Below are 20,171 nucleotides of genomic sequence, written 5' to 3'. Positions count from 1 at the left end.
CATCAGCTTCAACCTCGACCGCGCGCGTTCGGGGGGAAGGCGGACCGTGTTCTTCGAGGGCTGAACACCGGACAACAAGGGACAGGTCATGAACCCCGTCGTCATCGCCGTCGCCATCACGGGCTCCGTGCCGCGCAAGAAGGACAATCCCGCCGTCCCGACGAGCCCGGCCGAGCAGATCGAATCGACCCATGCGGCTTTCGAGGCCGGCGCGACCCTCGTCCACATCCATGTGCGGAACGACGACGAGAGCCCCTCCTCGGACCCTGCCCGGTTCGCGGCCGTCCAGGAGGGCGTGCGCCGCCTCTGCCCCGGCATCATCATCCAGTTCTCGACCGGCGGCCGCGGCCGCGACCAGGCGGCGCGCGGCTCCTCGCTGTATCTCAAGCCGGACATGGCCTCGCTCTCGACCGGCTCGGTCAACTTCCCGACCATCGTCTACGAGAACGCGACCACGCTCGTGACCGACCTCGCCTCGAAGATGCGGGAATTCCGCGTCCGGCCTGAGATCGAGATCTTCGACCTGTCCCATCTGCACGGCGCCCTCCGTCTCGTCGACGAGGGCCTTATGGACGAGCGCCCGCATGTGCAATTCGTGATGGGCGTGAAGAACGCGATGCCAGCCGAAGAGCGGCTTCTCGACATCCAGTTGGACGAGATGCGCCGCCTCCTGCCCAACGCGACCTGGACCGCAGCCGGGATCGGCCGCAACCAGGCAGCCGTCATGGATTGGGCGCTGGCCCGCGGCGCCGACGCGGTCCGGACTGGGCTCGAGGACAATGTCCGGGCCTCGAAGGATCGACTCGCGGCCAGCAACGCCGAGCTCGTCGCGATGGCCGCCGACGCGGTGCGCCGGCATGGCCGCCGGGTCGCCAACCCGGCCGAGGCGAGGGCGGCGCTCGGGCTCGATCCTTGAACGACAGGCTTCCGCCCGAGACGTCATCCGGATCGCCGCCGGGTCCGGGACCGGGCTGCCCCCTCTCCGTCTTCATCATCGCCCGCGACGAGGCCGACCGGATCGGTACGACGATCCGGGCGGCTCGCGCGCTGACCGACGACCTTGTGGTCGTCGATTCCGGGTCCGGCGACGGTACGGTCGACCTCGCCCGCGCGCTCGGCGCCCGCATTCTCCACCGCGACTGGGACGGCTATGGCCCGCAGAAGCGCTTCGCCGAGGAGCAATGCCGCCACGACTGGCTCCTGAATATCGACGCGGACGAGGTCGTCTCGCCCGAACTCGCAGCAGAGGTCCGGGCGCTGTTGTCCGGCCCGTCGGGGCCGCCGCTCGACGGCTACCGGATCGGGATCGCCGAGACCTTTCCCGGCGAGGCCGTGCCGCACCGCTTCGCCTACACCCTCTATCCGGTCCGCCTCTACCGGCGCAGCCGCGGCCGCTACTCGCCATCGCCGGTCCATGACAGGGTCGACATGGCCCCGGATGCGAGAACCGGGACGCTCGGCGGCCTTCTCCATCATTTCTCGGTCCGCTCGCTCGGCGACCAGCTCGCGAAGCTCGGCCGCTATTCCGACCAGCAGGTCGACGACCTCGAGGAACGCGGCGTCACGATCCCGACCTGGCGCGTCTTCGTCGAGTTCCAGGCGGGGTTCTGGAAGGCCTATATCGGCCGGCGACACGCGCTGCGCGGGGTCTATGGGTTCCTCACCGCCATGAATTACGCGATCTCGCGCCACATGCGGATGGCGAAACATTACGAGCAGCGCCGCCGGCGCCAGGGCCAGAAGCCGTCCTGAACCGGCCACTCTCTGTTGACCCCCGGGTTCCGAATCCCTAATCCGAAGCCTCCGGAGACGTGGCCGAGAGGCTGAAGGCGGCGGTTTGCTAAACCGTTATACGCCCAAAAGGCGTATCAGGGGTTCGAATCCCCTCGTCTCCGCCATCTGTTCACAGCAAGTGATTGTGATCGTTGAAGTGCCGACTCGGTGTCGGGTGGCGCCCCAACGTTACCCACGAGCGCGGCTTACCCCTAACATGATGGCGATCGCCAGTGACCAGGCTCGCGACCTCGGCTTGCTGATCCATGAGCGTCTTGATTGTTGCGAGGGCGTGCCCGTAGCGTCGGCTCCGTCGCTGCCTGACCAAGCCGATCCGGGATGAATTTCATGATGTCGAAGCGCTTCATCCGCATTGGAACCATGATTGCCGCGTTCCTGCTCGCAGGGACGGCGCTTGCCCAGACGACACCGACGGTCGACGCACCCGGGCAGGGAGCTCAGGCGCAGCCGGGCTCCTCCGGAGACGCCGACGTTCTTGAGATCGTGGAAGCTCTGTTGAAGGTGAGCGGGAACCACAAGGGCATGCGCGCGAGCGGGGCGAAGGGGGTCTGCGTCAAGGGCGCGTTCACTCCGTCGCCGCAGGGTGCCAGCCTTTCTAGGGCGCCCCATTTTACCAGAACCGTCCCCATGACGATGCGGTTCTCAATGGGGGGCGGCAACCCAAACATCTCGGATAAGACCAAGCCGACGACGCGCGGATTTGCGCTCGAGTTCGAGGACCCGACGGGCCCCATGGTCTTATACTTTGTCTCGGCCCCTGTCTTCTCCACCAAGACCCCGCGCCAGCTACTCGACTTCGTCACGGTTCAGCTGCCCGGCCCGGATGGGAAGACCGATCCCGAGAAGGTCAGGGCGTTCGCAACCGCTAACCCGGAGACGACCAGGCAGGCGGCCTGGCTCAACGCGCGTCCGGTCCCGGCGAGCTTCGCCGGGGTGGATTACTGGGGCGTACATGCCTACACGCTGACCAACGGGACAGGTCAGGCGACGATCGTGAAGCTCAAGGCGGTCGCTGGCGCGGGCCAGCTCGGCCTCAACGACGACGATCTCAAGACGAAGCCCGACAGCTTCTACTCCGAGGAGCTGAAGGAGCGTCTCGGGAAAGGACCCGTCACGTTCGACTTCATCGCAGTTCTGGGCGAACCGAGCGATGCGACAGGCGACTCGACGGCGTTGTGGCCAGAGGAGAACCGCAAGACGGTGAAGCTCGGCAGCATCGCGATTACTCCGTTCGAGGCTAACGCCGTTTGCGACGAGAAGAACACGGATCCCGTTCTCAACCTGCCGGAAGGCGTTGCCGGGCCGGCCAACGATCCAATGTTCGCGATCCGCTCGCCGGCTTACGCCATCTCCCGGTCCCGCCGCGCGCAATAGTCACCGACGCTGGCTGACTGCGCTTTCGCAGGATCCAGCGGTTGTCCCGGCCCCGCCAGCCTAGCAGCACATCCACGGTCGTCACAGCCACCCGGTTCAAGCGACAGAAAAGCGGTGCGACAGTACCACGGCCGCGAATGACGTGGCCTTGTCGAGGCTCACCGGCCAGGTGACGGGGCGACGTAAGGTCGCCCCGTCCCGCGCGATGAGGCTCAGCTCATCTTCTGGAGTTCACCGAGCATCACAAGGTGTTCCTTGATCTGGCCGCGGGCGAGTTTCGCGACCCCGAGATGCTCGCGGTTGCGGCCGGACTTCATGTAATCCTCCTGGATCGCGAGCAGGATCTGGTGACCTTCGATCTGAGCCGCGACATAAGCCTTGTCGAACTCCGCGCCGGACATCGCGTTCAACTTCTGGGCCACGTCGGCCATCTTGGCGTCCGGCTTCGATGACCCGAGGCTCGGGTCCACCATCTTCAGGACCTCCGCGATCGTGGTCTGCTCATCGTGTTCGAACTGCGCGAATTGCTTCACCCGCGCATTGCTGGCCTTCTTCAGGGCCATGTTGCTGGTTTCGAGCGATGCGGCTCCGGCGATGGCCGTCTTCTGGCCATGCTCCACCTCGGCCGTGCCGAGCGGTGCACCGGCCGCCGGGGTCGTGCCGCTACCCGTCGGCACTGCCGAGCGGGTGCCCTGTGCGAGCGCCGGTCCGGCGATGCCCGACGCGAGCCCGATGAGAATGAGACGTCGATCCATGAGAACCTCCCTGCCTGCGCCCGATAGGGGCACGTGATCAGCAGAACGGGCGATGCGGCGCAATGTTCAGGAGGCGGGGCGCCGCGTGCGCCAACGACCATTCACGTTTTGCTGTTCGGGCATCTTGCATTCTCGAGCGAATGGGCCCATCTCTCATTCACTGCCGGTCTCGCCCGAGGGCTCGAGACCCGGCGGCAGTTCCCCGCCCGTTCCGGCAGATAGTCCGGCGCTGTGAGGGACGCAGATGCGCCCGCCGGCTGTGATGCTGAGCGGGCGTTTTCGTGTCTGCCCGGTCATGGCCGTCTGTGTTCTCCGGCGCGTGTTGCAGCCGGCCTCCGTCTCACCAGGCCGCGTTGTCGGGGCGGGTGGCGAGCCAGATGACGTGGCCTTTCTGGCCAGGAGACCGCATCCGCTCCTCGTCGACCGCGAAGCCGCAGAGGCGCAGGCGCGCCTTGAACTTGCGATGGGGCGATCCCGACCACACGGCCAGGATGCCCTGCGGCCTGAGCGCGAAGCGGGCGCGCCGGACGCCCCAGACGTCGTAGAGGCGACCATTCCGCCCTCGCGTCAGCGGCTGCGGCCCGTTGTCGACGTCGAGCAGGATGGCGTCGTAATGGGCACGACCGGACTGAATGACCCGGCCGACATCGTCGAGCCGGATCTCGACCCGGGGATCGTCCAAGGCATCCCCGAAGAGATGCGAGAGCGGGCCCCGCGCCCAGTCCACGACGCCCGGGATGAGTTCCGCGACGACGATTTCGGCGTTCGGGCCGAGAGCATCGAGGGCAGCCCGGAGCGTGAAACCCATGCCCAGGCCGCCGATCAGGATCCGGGCCCGGGGCCGGTCGCGGAGGCGGGCGCAGGTCAACGTCGCGAGCGCCTGTTCCGAACCGCGACCCTGGTTGGTCATCAGCTCCGCCCGCCCGACGACCATCGAGAAGTCCTCGCCTCGGCGCATCAGGCGAAGAACGTCCTGGCCGCCCGGGATCTCGGCACGATCGACCTCGATCGAGGGCGTGGAGGCGTGTTCGTTGGCGGGGCGGGTCACGGCAATCTCGGGCGGGGTTGCGGCAGGCCCTATCCCGGCCCGCCGGGCCGGTCCAGCGCCGGCGCGCGGCGCGCCGATGCCGGTCGGGCCGGCGGACGAAGGCTCGTCCGAAAGGCTTCCCTCCTCGCCCGCGCGGCCGGAGCCCTTGCGCCGTCCGGCTCCGAAAGCTAAGTGCAGCGGGCCCTCGGGGCATCGGAGCGTAGCGCAGCCCGGTTAGCGCACTAGTCTGGGGGACTAGGGGTCGGAGGTTCGAATCCTCTCGCTCCGACCAGAGTTCCGCCAATCCCTTCACGGCTTTGTCGCTCCCGAATCCTATCGCCTCTCATCCCCGACGTAAGGGTCTCCGGCCCTTGCGTCCTCATTCCGGCATCGCTGATCACGCATGATACGCCTCGAGAAGATCGGTAAGCAGAACGGTCGCCAGATCATCTTCATCGAGGCCTCGGCCTCCCTCCAGAAGGGGGAGAAGGTCGGCCTGGTCGGGCCCAACGGCGCAGGCAAGACGACGCTCTTCCGGATGATCACGGGCGAGGACCAGCCCGACGAGGGCCAAGTCGCGGCCGAGCGCGGCATCACGATCGGTTATTTTAGCCAGGACGTCGGCGAGATGTCCGGCCGCAGCGTCGTGGCCGAGGTCATGGACGGGGCCGGGCCGGTCAGCGCGGTCGCGGCCGAACTCCTGGCTCTCGAGACGGCGCTCGCCGATCCCGACCGCGCCGACGAGATGGAGGTTTTGGTCGAGGGCTACGGCCACGTGCAGGCTCGTTTCGAGGAGCTCGACGGCTACGCGCTCCAGGGGAGGGCGCAGGAGGTCCTGGCCGGGCTCAGCTTCACCCAAGGGATGATGGACGGCGACGTCGGCGCCCTCTCGGGCGGCTGGAAGATGCGGGTCGCGCTCGCCCGCATCCTTCTCATGCGGCCGGACGTGATGCTGCTCGACGAGCCCTCGAACCATCTCGACATCGAGAGCCTGATCTGGCTCGAATCCTTCCTGCAGGGCTATGACGGCGCGCTCCTGATGACCTCGCATGATCGCGAGTTCATGAACCGCATCGTGACGAAGATCGTCGAGATCGACGGCGGCTCGCTCACCACCTATTCCGGCGATTACGAATTCTACCAGGGCCAGCGCGCGCTGAACGAGACGCAGCAGCAGGCGCAGTTCGAGCGCCAGCAGGCGATGCTGGCGAAGGAGATCAAGTTCATCGAGCGGTTCAAGGCGCGCGCCTCCCATGCCGCGCAGGTGCAAAGCCGCGTGAAGAAGCTCGACAAGATCGAGCGGGTGGAACCGCCGAAGCGCCGCCAGAGCGTGCGCTTCGACTTCCCGCCGGCGCCGCGCTCGGGCGACGACGTCGCGAGCTTCGCGGGCGTGCACAAGGGCTATGGCGGCCGCAGCATCTATGCGGGGCTCGATTTCAAGGTGCGCCGCAGGGAACGCTGGTGCGTGATGGGCGTCAACGGCGCCGGCAAGTCCACGCTGCTGAAGCTGGTCACGGGCTTTGCCAAGCCCGATACGGGCACCGTGTCGGTCGGGGGCAGCGTCAAGCTCGGCTATTTCGCCCAGCATGCGATGGACCTGCTCGACGGCGAGCGTACCGTCTTCGAGACGCTGGAGGATGCTTTCCCCCAGGCCGGGCAAGGCTCGCTGCGGGCGCTCTCCGGCTGTTTCGGCTTCTCGGGCGACGATGTCGAGAAGCGCTGCCGGGTGCTGTCGGGCGGCGAGAAGGCCCGGCTCGTCATGGCCAAGATGCTCTATGATCCGCCAAATTTCCTCGTCCTCGACGAGCCCACGAACCATCTCGACATCGGCACGAAGGAGATGCTGATCACGGCGCTGGAGGCCTATGAGGGCACCATGCTGTTCGTCTCGCACGACCGGCATTTCCTGGCGGCCCTCTCCAACCGCGTGCTCGAGCTGACGCCGGACGGCATCCACCAATATGGCGGCGGCTATACCGAATACGTGGCCAGGACGGGCCAGGAGGCGCCCGGCCTGCGGAGCTGACGGACGCGGGCCGGTTGGGTTCCCGGCGCTGCATGACTGGGCTGCCGCCAGGACGGCGCGCACGGCCCGGCCTCATCGGATAGGCTCGCGTCATTGCGGCCCGTAGACATGGCCGCCAGCACCTGGAGCCAGCCATGACCGACACGCCCGATTACACCCCTCCGAAGGTCTGGACCTGGGAGAAGGGGAATGGCGGCAGGTTCGCGAATATCAACCGGCCGATCGCCGGCCCGACGCAGGAGAAGGAGCTTCCGGTCGGCAAGCACCCGCTGCAGCTCTATTCGCTCGCGACGCCGAACGGCCAGAAGGTCACGATCATGCTGGAAGAGCTGCTGGCGGCCGGCCATTCCGGCGCCGAATACGACGCCTGGCTGATCCGGATCGGGGACGGCGACCAGTTCGGCTCGGGCTTCGTCGGCGTGAACCCGAATTCCAAGATCCCGGCCCTGCTGGATCGGAGCGGACCGACCCCGGTCCGGGTGTTCGAATCCGGCGCGATCCTGATGCATTTGGCCGAAAAATTCGGGGCCTTCCTGCCGACCGAGCCGGCGGCCCGGGCAGAATGCCTGTCCTGGCTCTTCTGGCAGATGGGCTCGGCACCCTATCTCGGCGGCGGCTTCGGCCATTTCTACGCCTACGCGCCGGTGAAGATCCAATATGCGATCGACCGGTTCGCGATGGAGACGAAGCGCCAGCTCGACGTGCTCGACCGGCGTCTCGCCGAGTCGGAATATGTCGCAGGCCCGGATTACACGGTCGCCGACATGGCGATCTGGCCCTGGTATGGCGGGCTCGCGAAGGGCTGGCTCTACGAGGCGGCCGAGTTCCTGGCCGTGCAGGATTACAAGAACGTCCAGCGCTGGGCCGACGCCATCTGGGCCCGGCCGGCCGTGCAGCGCGGCCGCATGGTCAACCGCGTCAACGGCGAACCCTCGAGCCAGCTGCGCGAGCGGCACGCTGCCGACGACTTCGAGACGAAGACGCAGGACAAGATCGACGCCGCAAGCTGAGCGGCCGGCGTATCGTCGGCCCCGGTCAGGGGCCGGTGTCGATCAGCCGGTCGAGCGTGATCGGGAAGGTCCGCACCCGGGTCCCGGTCGCGTGCCAGACGGCATTCGCGACCGCGCCCGCCGTCCCGGTCACGGCCATCTCGCCGACGCCCTTGATGCCGAGCGCGTTCACGTAGGCATCCTGCTCCTCGACCAGGATAGCCTCGAGCGACGGCACGTCGGCATTCACCGGAATCAGATACTCGCCGAGATTCGGGTTCATCACCCGGCCCGAGCGCAGGTCCATCACGGCGTGTTCGTGGAGCGCGAAGGACAGGCCCCAGATCATGCCGCCGTAATACTGGCTCCTGACCATCCGGGGGTTGATGATGCGGCCGGCCGCGAAGGCGCCGACGAGGCGGGTGACGCGGATCTGCCCGAAATCCGGGTCGACCTGGACCTCGGCGAAGACCGCGCCATGCGCGTGCATGGCATAGGCCTCCTGTGCGGCCTGGTCCGGCGCGCCCTTGCCGCTTCCCTCGATCTGGGCGAGGCCGGCCCGCCCGAGGATGTCGGCGTAGCGCTCGCTCCGGCTCTCGTCGTCGCGCCGAAAGAGGCGGCCGTCCCGGGCGATCACGCCCGTATTGCCGGCGCCGTAGAGCGGCGAGCGCTCGTCGCCGGTGGCGAGGTCGGCGAGTTTGGCGATGACGTCAGCGCCGGCATTGTGGATCGCCATCCCGGCCGTCGCCGTATGTGCGGAGCCGCCCGCGATCCCGGCATCGGGCAGATCGGACGTCCCCGACCTGAACTCGACCTCGGCGAGGCCGAGCCCGTCGGCCGCGATCTGGGCGAGGGCGGTAATCGTGCCCTGGCCCATCTCGTGCGCGCCGATCTCGACGATGCCGGCCCCGTCCTGCCGGATGATGGCCCGGGCCTCGGCCGCGAACATCAGGGCCGGGAAGGTCGCCGTCCCGACGCCCCAGCCGCGCAGCATGCCGCCCTCGTCGCGCATCTGCCGCGGCGCCAGCGCGCGCTTCGCCCAGCCGAACCGCTCCGCGCCCTGCGCATAGCATTCCCGCAAGGCCTTGGAGGAGAAGGGCTTGCCGGAGATCGGCTCGACCTCGGCATAGTTCTTCAGCCGGAAGGCGAGCGGATCCATGCCGCAGGCTTCCGCCATCTCGTCGATGGCGCTTTCGAGCGCGATCGATCCCGTCGCCTCTCCGGGCGCCCGCATGAAGAGCGGCGTCCCGGTATCGAGCCGGACCGCCTCGTGCGAGGTGGCGAGGGCAGGGGTGGCGTAGAGCGTGTGCGAGACGGCCGAGGCCGGCTCGAAGAAATCGTCGAAGGTGCTGGACGCCGTCTTCGTATGATGGTCGAGGGCCGTGAGTGCGCCCTCCGCGTCCGTGCCCATCCGCAGTGTCTGCCGCGTCTCCGCGCGATGCCCGACGGGGCCGTACATCTGCTCGCGGCGGAGCACGAGCTTCACCGGCCGGCCGACCATACGGGCCGCCAGGATTCCGAGGAGCTGCGGTCCGGACAGGAAACCCTTCGAGCCGAATCCGCCGCCCAGGAAGGGGCTGCGGACGTGGATCTTCTCCGGCGCGATGCCGAACAGCTCCGCGACGCGGGTCACGGCCATGGCGAGCGCCTGGGTCGGCGTGTCGAGCGTGAGCGTGTCGCCATCGAAGGCCGCGACCATCGCGTGCGGCTCCATCGCGTTGTGATACTGGGCCGGCGTCTCGTAGGTCGCCTCGATGCGCTTCGTGGCGGCCGCGAGACCGGCCTCGACGTCGCCGCCGCGATGGGCCGCCGCGGGATTGCCGACGCCGACGGTCTGGGGCGTGAAGCTCTCGTTGCCGTCGAGGCCGGCGCGGGCCGGCTCGATCTCGTAACGGGGCGAGAGGAGGGCGGCGCCCTCCGTCGCGGCCTCGAGCGTCTCGGCGATCACGACGGCGATCGACTGGTTCGCGTAGCGGATTCGGTCGTTCTGCAGGAGCTCGAGCCGGAACATGAAGGGGTTCGTCTTCGCGTCCGGATCCTGCGCCAGCGGGGGCCGGTTGGCACTCGTCATCACCTCGACCACGCCCGGATGCGCCTTTGCATCCGCGATGTTGAGGGAGACGACGCGTCCCCGGGCGATGCTGCTCACGGCCAGCACGGCGTAGAGCATGCCGGGCGGATGGTTGTCGGCCGCGTAGCGGGCAGCGCCGGTGACCTTTAGCACCCCCTCGCGGCGCGTCTGCGGCTGGCCGATATTGGAGCCGTGCCGAAGATGGGCCGGCGACTGCGTCAGAGCGATCTCAGGCATGGAGGAGAGCTCCCTTCAGGGATGCGAAAGGGGAGGCCGGCAGGGCCGGGACGCGCTCAGGCGTGCCGGCGGCTGCCAGCGTGAGAGCCCGTGTCACGATCCGGCGTGCGAGCTCGATCTTGAAGGCATTGTCGCCGGACGGTTCCGCACCCGCGAGCGCGGCTTCCGCGGCGCGGCGGAAGCTGGCGTCCTCGGGACGCGCGCCCGCCAACACGGCCTCCGCTTCCCGGGCTCGCCAGGGTTTCAGGGCGACGCCACCCAGCGCGAGCCGCGCCTCCATGATCGTGCCGTCCTCGATCCGCAGGGCCGCCGCCGCCGAGACCACCGCGAAGGCGTAGGAGGTGCGCTCGCGAACCTTGAGGTAGCGGGCATGAGCGGCGAACCGGGCCGCCTCGCCCGGCAGCCGCACGGCGACGATCAGCTCGCCCGGCGCCAGCACGCTCTCCTGGTCCGGCGCGTCGCCCGGCAGCAAGTGGAAGCTCTCCAGGGAGACCTCCCGCCGCCCGGTGCGGCCCTCGATCTCGACCACCGCGTCGAGCGCGACGAGCGGCACGCTGAAATCGGACGGATGCGTCGCGATACAGCTCTCGCTCCAGCCGAGCACCGCGTGAAGCCGGTTTTCGCCGCCGAGCGCGTCGCAACCGGTGCCGGGATCGCGCTTGTTGCAGGCGCTCGCGACGTCGTAGAAATACTCGCAGCGCGTCCGCTGCAGGAGGTTGCCGCCGACGGTCGCCGCGTTCCGCAGTTGCGCCGAGGCCCCGGAGAGGAGCGCTTCCGCGATCGCGGGAAAGCGTCTGGCGAAATCCGGATCGTGCGCCAGGTCGGCATTACGGACCAGCGCTCCGATGCGCAGCCCGCCATCCGGCAGGGTTTCGATCCCGTCCAGTCCGGGCAGGTGGGTGACGTCGACGAGACGGCTCGGGCGCGTGATGCCGCCCTTCATCAGGTCGAGGAGGTTCGTGCCGGCGGCCAGATAGGCGGATCCGGGCTCGGACGCGGCGGCGACCGCATCCGAAATGGTGGCGGGCCTCACATAATCGAAGCTGTTCATGCCGCTTCCCTCCGGGCCGCCGTCGCCATCGTCTTCTGGGCGTCGAGCACCGCCTCGGTGATGCCGGCATAGGCGCCGCAGCGGCAGAGATTGCCGCTCAGGCCTTCGCGCACGCGCTCCGGATCGTCGCCGGCCTGCGCTTCCTGGATCAGGCCGACCGCGCTCATGATCTGGCCCGGTGTGCAGAATCCGCATTGGAAGCCGTCATGCGCGATGAAGGCGGCCTGGACGGGGTGGAGCGCGTCGCCCTGCGCCAGCCCCTCGATCGTCGTGATCGCCGCGCCCGAATGGCTGATCGCGAGCGCGAGGCAGGAGTTGATGCGGCGGCCGTCCACCAGGATCGTGCAGGCGCCGCACTGGCCGCGGTCGCAGCCCTTCTTGGTGCCGGTGAGGTCGAGCCGCTCGCGAAGGAGGTCGAGCAGCGTGACGCGTGGATCCTCGAGAACGACGGTCTGCACCGCTCCGTTGATCGTTAGAGTGACCGATAAGCTCATGCGGTGCTCCGATGAGTGCTATGGTGGGGTCCAAACGCGACGCGCAGGTGAAAGCGCGCCGCCATGGCGCCTGTCCTTGGCCTCCTGCTCCCCGGTTCGCCTGACGGGGGTTGACGGGAGGGGCTGCCCTGCTTTGGTACTATTCGACTATTATACGGAGGATGCCTCCGCTTTGCAAGCGGCCGGGAAGGCGCGTCGGAGATGAAAGATCAGGCAGGCCAGGTCGTGCGGAAGCCGCGGGCCGACGCGGTCCGCAACCGCGAGCGCGTGCTGGAATCCGCGAAGCTGGTGTTCAGCGCCGGCGGGTCGGAGGCGAGCCTCGAGGCCGTGGCCCGGCATGCCGGCGTCGGGATCGGCACGCTCTACCGCCACTTCCCGACCCGCGAGGCGCTGTTCGAGGCCGTCTACCGGCGCGAGGTGGAACAGCTCGCAAGGCTTGCCGAGCAGCTGAAGACCGAGGCGGCGCCGGCCGACGCGCTCCGCCGCTGGATGCATTCCAATGTCGAGTTCGTTGCGACCAAGAAGGGCATGTCAGCGGCGCTCGCGATCGTCGCGCACAGCTCGTCGGACCTCGCCGCCTACACCTTGGACCGGCTGACCCGGGCCGTCGGAGACCTGCTCGATCGCGCCGTGGCGGCCGGCGAGGTTCGTGCCGATGTCAGTCCCGAGGACCTCCTGCGGGCGCTCATCGGCATGTGCTACATGCACGACCAGCCCGGCTGGCAGCAGAGCGTGCTTCGCCTCGTCGACGTCTTCGTCGACGGGCTGTGCAGGATCCCGGGCGGACACGTGTCCGACCCAACGTCTCGGACCGCACCCTCGGCGAGCAAGGGCAAGGGGTGATCTTCGCCGACGGAGAGGACGGGCTCGGCTCCTCGCGCTTGCCGGGTCGTCGCCGTGACAGCCGTCGATCCAGGTTACGCCCCAGGCCTTCAGCCGTTCGACCGCCTGCAATGCCAAGGTCTGCCCTGTGCGGTGTGCGCCCCCAATCGCCGGGCCTGCGGCTTGCAATGGGCCCGGCTCAGGCTTCAGGGCCTGGAACATGCACGGAGCCACCATGCACGACACCTCCGAGCCGGCGGCAACAACGCTCCGTACGCTTCTCACCGCCCTCGTTCGTGCAGCGCTGATGTCGGACGAGGACGGCCGTTCCTCGGTCGAGGAGGCTAAGTCGCTGCATCGGCGACTGCCGTCCGATCCGGCTTCGCTCGCGGGCGTCGCGCTCGACGGACTGTGGCGGCAAGCTGTCCACGACGCCGAGGGGCCGGACGCGCGGGACCGGGAGCGGCGGGTATCGACCTCGCTGCCGAGCGATTGCCCGCTCGGTCTCGCGCAGATCGTCGCCGCAGATTTCGACGCGGCGACAGCGGCCGCCACGATCAGGTCGACGGCAGCGACGGGCTGACCGGTCCGGTCCGCCGTCCCGCTCGGTGATGCAGCGTCGATCCCGGCCCCCGCGTCCTGATGTCCCAGTGACGCGAGTGGATGGTCAGATGAGGGCTCAGACGAATGGGTTACGGTCCGGCCTCCAGCGCTGGCCGCAGAGGGCACGGGTGCCTGGACGGCGACCTGTTCCGATCGCCAGGGGCACCCGGCAGCAAGGCGGTCCCACTGGAGGCGCGTCCACCCCGGCACCGGAGACCTCGACATTGTCCGCGGGCCGGATCAGATGGCGCGGTGCGCACCCTCCTGATCACCTCCCTCCTCGTCGGCCTGGCCGCTCCCGCTCTCGCGCAGGAGACGTCGCTCGACCGGGCGGATCTCGATGCCGCCGCGGGCCGGGCCCTGTTTCAGCCGACACCCTTGTTCCAGTCGATCGCGGTGACGGAAGCCGCGCCGGCCGCTCCTCCTGCAGCGGCGGGGCAGCCGGCGGGCAGCCCAGCCCGGCGTCCGGTTCGCGTCGTCTATCCGGGTCCCTACGGCGCTCGCCCCTGACAGGCGCACCCTGGCGTCAGGCCTCTGCCGTCGGTGCGGCGGCCGGGGTCCGTGTCACCTGCTCCTCTGGAGTGTTCAGCGGCGACGTTCCGCGTCAGCCGATCTGCCCGAGGACAGCGGCGGCTTCGACCATCAGATGATGGCGTAGGGCATCGGCCGCGGCGTGACGGTCGCGCGCCGCGATGGCGTCGGTGATCGCCGCGTGTTCGGCGAAGGACGGGTGATCGGGCGAGGGGGGCGGTCCACGATCGCGGAGCCGGCCCCAATCGAGGGTTGCCCGTACCCCCGCCACGACATCGTAGACGGCGCGAAGCAGCGAGTTCCCCGACGCCCCGGCGACGGCCCGGTGGTAGCCGGCATCCGCCCGGTCGTAGAGTTCCCAGGAGCGCGCGGATCGGACCTGCGCGTCGCGGTCCCGCAACAGACGAATGTCCATGCCGGTCGCATGGACGGCGGCGAGCCGTGCGAGCTCCGGCTCGATCGCGAGACGGGCCTGGAGAAGGTCGCGCGGCGAGGTCAGCTCCGCCAGTCCGGGATCGCCTGAGGCGGGAGGGCCGGGCTCCGCGGCTCGCACCGGCGCCGCATCGCTCGTCCGCAGGAATGTGCCGCGGCCGACATGGCGAATCAGGCGTCCCTGCTCCTCGATCGCGGCCAAGGCTTTCCGCAGCTCGGCGCGCGAGAGCTGCAGCAGGGTCGCGAGGCTACGCTCGGCCGGCAGCCGCCGCTCGGGCCCGAGCGGATGCGCGGCCAACCATTGCTCGACTCGCTGAAGCGCTTCCGCGGACACGGCGTCATCCTGGGTCATCCGCCGCCATGGCTCAACCAGTGGGGACCAACCAATCGAAACCAATCGTGAGCGGAAGGAACTCGGGGGGAGCCTGTGGGCTCGGCGTTGACCTGTTCGGGCCTTGACCAAATTGGTTGAGAGGGTTGGGTCGCGTGGGTTCGCGGTTTTCTCGCTACCTTGCCGTCACTGGGTGCACCGCCATGCGGCTCGCATGGTTCCCGGCCGGGTCGAGCGACAGCTTCGCGCTGACACGCTGCCTAACCCGCAGCGGTAACGGCGAGCGGCTAGTTGGGCGTGAGCCGCAGGATGCGGGAGCCGCCGCGGTCCTGCTCGGTCAGGAGATAGACGGCGCCGTCCGGGCCCATCCGGACGTCCCGCACTCTCGCGCCGACCGGGATCCGCTCCTCGCCGACGACGCGGTCGTCCTTCATCCGGAGCACCACGAGATCCTGGGTCGCGAGGCCTCCGACCAGGAAGGCGTCACGCCAGTCCGGGAACAGGGTTCCGGAATAGAGCGCCATGCCGGACGGGGCGATGACCGGATCCCAGTAATAGGCCGGCTGTTCGGTCCCCTCCCGCTGGGTCAGCCCGCGTCCCATCCGGGCGCCGCTATATTCGAGCCCGTAGGTCACCTCCGGCCAGCCGTAATTCAGTCCGGCCTGCGGGCGGTTGAGTTCGTCCCCGCCCCGCGGTCCGTGTTCGACGGTCCAGAGCCGGCCCTGCCGGTCGAGGGCTGCCGATTGCATGTTGCGGTGGCCGTATGACCAGATCGACGGAAGGGCGCCCGCCCGGGCGACGAAGGGGTTGTCCGGGGGGATCGTCCCGTCCGGATTGATCCGGAAGACCTTGCCGAGCCCGCTCGACAGGTCCTGCGCCTGGACCCGCGTCTCGCGATCGGAACGCTCGCCGACCGTGACGAAGAGCTTGCCGTCGGGCGCGAAGACGAGGCGGGAGCCGAAATGGAGCTGGTTCGTCCAGGCCGGCTCCTGGCGGAAGATCACCTCGACGGCCTCGAGCCGCGCCATGTCGCCCGTCTCGACGAGCCGTCCGCGCGCGACCGAGGTGCCGTTGGTGCCGCGCGCCCGCCTCTCGCTGAAGCTGAGAAAAATCATGCGGTCGGTCGCGAATTCCGGACCAAGCGCCACGTCGAGGAGGCCACCCTGGCCGCCGAACGCAACTTCCGGTACCCCGCCGACCGGTCGACCCGGCTTCCCGTCCGTCGACACGATCCGGAGGGCGCCGGCCTTCTCCGTGACGAGGATGCGGCCGTCCGGCAGGAAGGCCATGCCCCAGCTATTCTGTAGCCCTTGGGCGACGGGCGTCAGCGTGACCGCGGTCGCCCGATCCGGCTTCGGTGCCCGGGTCTGGCCCGGAAAGGCCGGGCGCTGATCCGGCGCGTTCGGGGGCCGCGTATCGGCCGGCGCGGCGTGGGCAGAGGTCCCGAGGGCGGTCGCGGCAGCGACGAGGATCGTCAGGATGCGCATGGCTCGACCTCGGCGATCAGGGCGTCGAACAGGGTCCGGCAGGCGCGGGCCGGTCCGCGGACCACCGGCGCGCATCCTCGCCGTCTCTCAGACGATCGAAGTCGTTGGTGCGGCCAAGAGGACTCGAACCTCCACCCCTCTCGGGACTAGCACCTCAAGCTAGCGCGTCTACCAGTTCCGCCATGGCCGCATCCGGTTCCGAGCCTCGGCCCCGGGACGGCCGTGGCTCTAACAGATCGGATTCGGAGCCACAAGCCTGGGCCGGACCGGCGCCCGAACGGGCGCTTTCCCCCAAAAAGGGTGTCGCAAAGGATACGGTCGGGAAGTTCGTGGCTCGGTCGCGCCTCAAGGGCTTCGGCATGCTTGAAACTCGCGCCGGCGCCGGGGCAGGGTGCCGGAAAGCCCGTGGGGGGCGCGAGGCCAGAGTGATGGGGACGCTTGTTCGTTGGGGGGCCGCCGTCGGCGTCGCGATCGCGATGTCGGGTTGCTCGGTGTCGCCCTTCACCACGGATTCGGATTATCCGGTCTACGGCAATCCCGTGAACCCGACGCCCGTGCACGGATACCGGGTCGAATGCACGTCGGTGCCCGATCTCGGCTACCCGCTCTTCGACAATTTCACGACGGCCTGCCGACAGGTGATCGTGCCGGGCCATCGTCGCGTCGTCATCCAGACGAAGGGCTGAGCGCCGCTGCGCGGACGAGGTCGAGAAGCCGATCCACGAAGACTGCCTGGCCGGGGATGATGCGTCGCCTAGCCTCGTCGGGCTGAAACCAGCCGCCGCGGTCGATCTCGGGAACATCGCGCCACTGCCCCGAGCGCGGTGGCCATTCCATCCGGAAGGTGTTGCTCCGGATCGCGGCGACGTCGAGATCGCCCGGGACGGCGAAGGCGGTCACCACCTTGCCGGCCGCCTGGACGGCGTCTCCGAGCGGCTCGGCCCGAGCGGCTTCCGGAGCCGGAGCGCCGGTCTCCTCCTGGAACTCGCGGCAGGCTGCCGCGAGCGGGTCTTCCGGCGGAAGGTACTCGCCCTTCGGGATCGACCACGCGCCGAGGTCGCGCTTCGCCCAGAACGGCCCCCCGGGATGGACCAGGAGCAGCTCGAGCGGCTCGGATACGGGCTGCCGGTAGAGCAGCAGGCCGGCGCTGCGTTTCGGCATAGGTTCTCCGGACCGTCATCTAGTCCACGATGCCATCCCGTCCCTGGATGGCCATGAGCGTCGCGGTCAGGAGAGCGATCAGCTTCTCCTCCCCGCCGCTCTCGGCGAAGACCTCCGCCTGCGCGAGCGTCAGGGTGCGCCCCGCCTTCACCACCCGACCGCGGGCCAGGATGCGCTCGCCCCGGGCTGGAGAGAGAAGATTGATCTTGAATTCTGTCGTGAGGACGCCCGTGTCGGCCGGCATGAGGCTGAGGGCGGCATAGCCCGCCGCGGTGTCGGCGATGGCGCTCACCGCTCCGGCATGGACGAACCCGTGCTGTTGCGAGATCGCTGGATCCGGACGGAGGGCGACCTCGACGAAGCCCGGCGAGACCCGGCCGAGACTGGCCCCGAGCGTCCGCATCAGGCCCTGCTTGGCAAAGCTCGATCGGACGCGCTCTTCGTAGCCGCGGCTTTCGGGATCGCGCGCCGCATCCAGCCTGTCAGCATCGGCCATGGTCGGGTGGTTCTCGGCGTTCGGCCCAAGAAAAAGCCCGCTCTCGCGAGCGGGCTCTGCAGTCAGATCCGGACTGGCGCGCCGCGGATCAATCCATCACGTCGATGGTCGCGACCTCGCGGCCCTTCATGCCCTGGGTCACGCCGATCTGGACCTTCTGTCCCTCCTGGAGGTCGGGCAGACGGGCGCGTTCCAGCGCCGAACGATGCACGAACACGTCGCGGCCGCCGTCATCGGGGGCGATGAAGCCGAAACCCTTGGCCGGGTTGTACCATTTCACGGTGCCGGTGAGATCCTCGACCGGTCCGGTCGGAGCCGCCGCGGCCTGGTAGGGCGAACGCCGGGGCGCGCCGCCGCCGAACCCGCCGCCTCCGCCGCCACGGTCCCCACCGTAGCCGCCGCCGCCACCGCCCTCGTAGCCGCCGCCACCGCCGCCACCGCCGGCGTAACCACCGCCGCCGCCTGCGCGGTCACCGTAGCCGCCACCACCGCCGAAGCCACCCGCTCGGGGAGGCCGCGCGCCCTTGGGCTGGGCGGTCGAGGTATCGACGCTCAGCACTTCGGTCACCTGCGGACCGCGCTGTCCGGCCGCGACCCGCACCTGGAGCTTGGTTCCCGGCTCGAGTTCGCTGTGCCCGGCCGCTTCCACGGCGCGGACATGGAGGAAGGCGTCTCCGGACCCGTCGCTGAGTTCGGCGAAGCCGAAACCCTTTTCGGGGTTGAACCACTTCACCGTGGCTTCCTGCTCGGGCCCGGTCGGGCCGAGAGAGGGGCGCGGGCTCATCGGCGCGCGGGGCGGGGGCGAATCGTAGGGGCTCGGTCCCCGATCCATCCCGAAATCGTCACCGAACCCGCGCTTGCTGGGTCCACGGAAATCTCGTCCTCTGCTCATCTCATAACTCGTGTATCGGCCTGCACGGCACGAAGGGTTGAGGCTGACCGGATGTGCCCGCGCGCGGGATGCGGCGGTCCTAGGGTCGAACTGATGACTTGCGGCTCCGGGTCGGAAAACGCCTGATCTGTTCGGTGCAGAGCAACATGGGGCCGAGACACGACATGGATCGAGAGCGACGAGACCATCATTACGGCCTCTCGAAAAGAGGTCAAGACGTCTTTTTGCCAAGACGGGCCGGGGCTTCGCCAAAAATTCAGGCCGGCACCGCCCGTGCGGCCGGCGTGAGCGCCGGCACCATCCGCCTAGCCCGCATCCGTCCGGCAGCCGCCGGCGCCTGTTGCGCCATCCACCGGACGCGCGCGCATTCGAGGCCCCAGACCATGCCGAGCATGATGTAGACGTGGCGCCAATGGTCGATGTCGATCTGGAGGGCCTGAAGGAAGAACATCAGGACCGCCGGTACGACCACCTGCGCCCGTCCCCGATAGGGCGAGGGCACGAGGCAGAGCCGCAGCCCGACGAAGGCGGTAACCAGCACCATCCCGATGAAGGCGAAGCCGCCGAGCCAGCCGCCATTGGCGAAGCCGCCGATATAGGAATTGTGCGGCTCGAGCCCGAAGCGGAGCCGGAACCGGAGCGGGCCGAAGCCCAGGGGCCGCTCCGCCAGGAGCGGGATCGAGCGCATCTGGTTGCCGAAGCGGCCCGTGACGCCTTCGTCGTAATCCTTGGTCAGCGTGAAGCGGTCGACGAAGGTCTCGGCCACGGTCCCGACGCTGAGAAGTCCCGCGAGCGCGCCCGCGCCGAAAAACAATCCCACGGCGGCCAGGATCGCGATGCGCCGCCGGATCCGGGCGACGCTGGACCGGAACGTGAAGGCGACCGTGAGCAGGGTTCCGGCCGCGAGCGCGCCCCACGACCCCCGCGAGAAGGACAGGAAGATCGCGGTCGCGATGAAGAGGATCATCGCGCCGGACACGATCGGGTGCCGGGACTCGCCGGTCAGGAGACCCCGCAGCAGGAACAGCACGCCGAGGACCAGGAAGGAGCCGAGCACGTTCGGGTCCTCGAACACGCCTGCCGCGCGGCCATCCATGGTGAACAGGATCCCGGTCGCCTGAAAATAGGACAGGATGCCGGCGCCGGCGGCGAAGATGCAGCTCGCCACATAGGCCTTCACGCCGAAGTCGAATCGCCGCTCCGCGTCGTCGGAGAAGAACATGACGAAGAAGATGCAGGTGACCATCAGGTAGATGGACTGGAAGGTCCAGAGCGTGGGCTCCGGCTCGTCAAGATAGGGCAGCAGGCCGCTGATCAGCCCGAGATGGTACAGGATGAGCGGCGCCAGGAAGACGATCGCCGCCTTGTGCAGCCGGATCCCGAGGGCCAGCCATACGAGCATCGCCGGTATGGCGGCGAAATCGTAGGGCGAGGGCCGAAGGAAGGTGAAGCAGGTGAAGAAGATGAAGAGCCCGAAGAGGCCATAGGCGCAGGCCTCGACGAGGCGGCGGAACGGGATGCTTCGCCCGGCCTCGGGGTCGAGGGACGGCGCAAGCCCCGGGCCTGCGGTGACGAGGCGACCGGACATCGCGCTCGTC

The 20,171-nt window shown here is 68.9% G+C and carries 20 protein-coding genes and 3 tRNA genes; 11 read left to right on the top strand and 12 right to left on the bottom strand.

Annotation, left to right across the window (positions count from 1 at the left end):
• Nucleotides 1–88 precede the first annotated feature (88 nt).
• The 4 genes from ACFE87_RS18925 to ACFE87_RS18910 all read left to right on the top strand — a co-directional run bounded on the left by ACFE87_RS18925 (nt 89) and on the right by ACFE87_RS18910 (nt 3,168).
• Nucleotides 89–916 carry a 3-keto-5-aminohexanoate cleavage protein gene (locus ACFE87_RS18925; RefSeq protein ID WP_375461206.1) on the top strand — a complete coding sequence of 276 codons (828 nt, stop codon included), beginning with the start codon at nt 89–91 and terminating at the stop codon, nt 914–916.
• 74 nt (nt 917–990) lie between these two features.
• Complete coding sequence (locus ACFE87_RS18920; protein ID WP_375461208.1) at nt 991–1,752, top strand: glycosyltransferase family 2 protein; 762 nt, start codon at nt 991–993, stop codon at nt 1,750–1,752.
• Between the two features lie 53 nt (nt 1,753–1,805).
• A tRNA-Ser gene (locus tag ACFE87_RS18915) sits at nt 1,806–1,898 on the top strand.
• Nucleotides 1,899–2,112: 214 nt separating this feature from the next.
• Nucleotides 2,113–3,168, top strand: a complete 1,056-nt coding sequence (locus ACFE87_RS18910) for a catalase family peroxidase (protein WP_375461205.1) — start codon at nt 2,113–2,115, stop codon at nt 3,166–3,168.
• A gap of 212 nt (nt 3,169–3,380) precedes the next feature.
• Here the strand turns inward: ACFE87_RS18910 and ACFE87_RS18905 are convergent, their stop codons facing one another.
• Nucleotides 3,381–3,923 carry a DUF4142 domain-containing protein gene (locus ACFE87_RS18905; RefSeq protein ID WP_375461204.1) on the bottom strand — a complete coding sequence of 181 codons (543 nt, stop codon included), beginning with the start codon at nt 3,921–3,923 and terminating at the stop codon, nt 3,381–3,383.
• 340 nt (nt 3,924–4,263) lie between these two features.
• On the bottom strand, nt 4,264–4,881 hold the full coding sequence (locus ACFE87_RS18900; RefSeq protein WP_375461207.1) for a spermidine synthase: 618 nt from the start codon (nt 4,879–4,881) through the stop codon (nt 4,264–4,266).
• A gap of 283 nt (nt 4,882–5,164) precedes the next feature.
• Here ACFE87_RS18900 and ACFE87_RS18895 point away from each other — a divergent pair.
• The 3 genes from ACFE87_RS18895 to yghU all read left to right on the top strand — a co-directional run bounded on the left by ACFE87_RS18895 (nt 5,165) and on the right by yghU (nt 7,986).
• Nucleotides 5,165–5,242, top strand: a tRNA-Pro gene (locus ACFE87_RS18895).
• Nucleotides 5,243–5,353: 111 nt separating this feature from the next.
• Complete coding sequence (locus ACFE87_RS18890; protein WP_375461203.1) at nt 5,354–6,976, top strand: ABC-F family ATP-binding cassette domain-containing protein; 1,623 nt, start codon at nt 5,354–5,356, stop codon at nt 6,974–6,976.
• 134 nt (nt 6,977–7,110) lie between these two features.
• Complete coding sequence (yghU, locus tag ACFE87_RS18885) at nt 7,111–7,986, top strand: glutathione-dependent disulfide-bond oxidoreductase (protein ID WP_375461202.1); 876 nt, start codon at nt 7,111–7,113, stop codon at nt 7,984–7,986.
• A gap of 25 nt (nt 7,987–8,011) precedes the next feature.
• Here the strand turns inward: yghU and ACFE87_RS18880 are convergent, their stop codons facing one another.
• From ACFE87_RS18880 to ACFE87_RS18870, 3 genes are read right to left on the bottom strand one after another with little or no spacing between them, the layout of a single operon-like run.
• A complete protein-coding gene (locus ACFE87_RS18880) occupies nt 8,012–10,273 on the bottom strand; it encodes a xanthine dehydrogenase family protein molybdopterin-binding subunit (RefSeq protein ID WP_375461201.1) in 2,262 nt (753 codons plus the stop codon).
• Nucleotides 10,266–11,324, bottom strand: a complete 1,059-nt coding sequence (locus ACFE87_RS18875; protein ID WP_375461200.1) for an FAD binding domain-containing protein — start codon at nt 11,322–11,324, stop codon at nt 10,266–10,268. Before ACFE87_RS18875 ends, ACFE87_RS18880 begins: the two co-directional genes overlap by 8 nt.
• The gene (locus ACFE87_RS18870) at nt 11,321–11,818 is read right to left on the bottom strand and encodes a (2Fe-2S)-binding protein (RefSeq protein WP_375461199.1); all 498 of its coding nucleotides are present in this window, start codon (nt 11,816–11,818) and stop codon (nt 11,321–11,323) included. Before ACFE87_RS18870 ends, ACFE87_RS18875 begins: the two co-directional genes overlap by 4 nt.
• 201 nt (nt 11,819–12,019) lie before the next feature.
• Between ACFE87_RS18870 and ACFE87_RS18865 the strand changes: the two genes are divergently transcribed.
• The 3 genes from ACFE87_RS18865 to ACFE87_RS18855 all read left to right on the top strand — a co-directional run bounded on the left by ACFE87_RS18865 (nt 12,020) and on the right by ACFE87_RS18855 (nt 13,753).
• A complete protein-coding gene (locus ACFE87_RS18865) occupies nt 12,020–12,661 on the top strand; it encodes a TetR/AcrR family transcriptional regulator (RefSeq protein ID WP_375461198.1) in 642 nt (213 codons plus the stop codon).
• A 214-nt stretch (nt 12,662–12,875) separates the two neighbouring features.
• A complete protein-coding gene (locus ACFE87_RS18860; RefSeq protein WP_375461197.1) occupies nt 12,876–13,223 on the top strand; it encodes a hypothetical protein in 348 nt (115 codons plus the stop codon).
• A gap of 272 nt (nt 13,224–13,495) precedes the next feature.
• The gene (locus ACFE87_RS18855; protein WP_375461196.1) at nt 13,496–13,753 is read left to right on the top strand and encodes a hypothetical protein; all 258 of its coding nucleotides are present in this window, start codon (nt 13,496–13,498) and stop codon (nt 13,751–13,753) included.
• Nucleotides 13,754–13,847: 94 nt separating this feature from the next.
• Here ACFE87_RS18855 and ACFE87_RS18850 read toward each other — a convergent pair whose 3' ends face one another.
• The 3 genes from ACFE87_RS18850 to ACFE87_RS18840 all read right to left on the bottom strand — a co-directional run bounded on the left by ACFE87_RS18850 (nt 13,848) and on the right by ACFE87_RS18840 (nt 16,214).
• A complete protein-coding gene (locus ACFE87_RS18850; protein ID WP_375461195.1) occupies nt 13,848–14,540 on the bottom strand; it encodes a FadR/GntR family transcriptional regulator in 693 nt (230 codons plus the stop codon).
• 284 nt (nt 14,541–14,824) lie between these two features.
• Nucleotides 14,825–16,024 carry a PQQ-dependent sugar dehydrogenase gene (locus tag ACFE87_RS18845; RefSeq protein ID WP_375461194.1) on the bottom strand — a complete coding sequence of 400 codons (1,200 nt, stop codon included), beginning with the start codon at nt 16,022–16,024 and terminating at the stop codon, nt 14,825–14,827.
• 105 nt (nt 16,025–16,129) lie between these two features.
• Nucleotides 16,130–16,214 (bottom strand) — tRNA-Leu (locus tag ACFE87_RS18840).
• 238 nt (nt 16,215–16,452) lie between these two features.
• On the opposite strand from ACFE87_RS18840, the gene ACFE87_RS18835 reads away from it, so the two are divergent.
• Complete coding sequence (locus ACFE87_RS18835; RefSeq protein ID WP_375461193.1) at nt 16,453–16,710, top strand: hypothetical protein; 258 nt, start codon at nt 16,453–16,455, stop codon at nt 16,708–16,710.
• Here the strand turns inward: ACFE87_RS18835 and ACFE87_RS18830 are convergent.
• The 4 genes from ACFE87_RS18830 to ACFE87_RS18815 all read right to left on the bottom strand — a co-directional run bounded on the left by ACFE87_RS18830 (nt 16,691) and on the right by ACFE87_RS18815 (nt 20,161).
• Nucleotides 16,691–17,185: an NUDIX domain-containing protein gene (locus tag ACFE87_RS18830; protein WP_375461192.1), complete on the bottom strand. Its 495-nt coding sequence runs from the start codon at nt 17,183–17,185 to the stop codon at nt 16,691–16,693. The genes ACFE87_RS18835 and ACFE87_RS18830 overlap by 20 nt on opposite strands.
• 19 nt (nt 17,186–17,204) lie before the next feature.
• Complete coding sequence (locus ACFE87_RS18825; RefSeq protein WP_375461191.1) at nt 17,205–17,681, bottom strand: PaaI family thioesterase; 477 nt, start codon at nt 17,679–17,681, stop codon at nt 17,205–17,207.
• A gap of 88 nt (nt 17,682–17,769) precedes the next feature.
• Nucleotides 17,770–18,573, bottom strand: coding sequence for a cold-shock protein (locus ACFE87_RS18820; RefSeq protein WP_375461190.1), 804 nt, complete (start codon nt 18,571–18,573; stop codon nt 17,770–17,772).
• A gap of 256 nt (nt 18,574–18,829) precedes the next feature.
• Entirely contained in the window at nt 18,830–20,161 is a 1,332-nt protein-coding gene (locus tag ACFE87_RS18815; protein ID WP_375461189.1) for an O-antigen ligase family protein, read from the bottom strand.
• Between the last annotated feature and the right edge of the window lie 10 nt (nt 20,162–20,171).

This window comes from uncultured Enterovirga sp., from assembly GCF_964242715.1.
Lineage (GTDB): Bacteria > Pseudomonadota > Alphaproteobacteria > Rhizobiales > Beijerinckiaceae > Enterovirga.
This window is presented reverse-complemented; position numbering and strand designations above follow the sequence as displayed.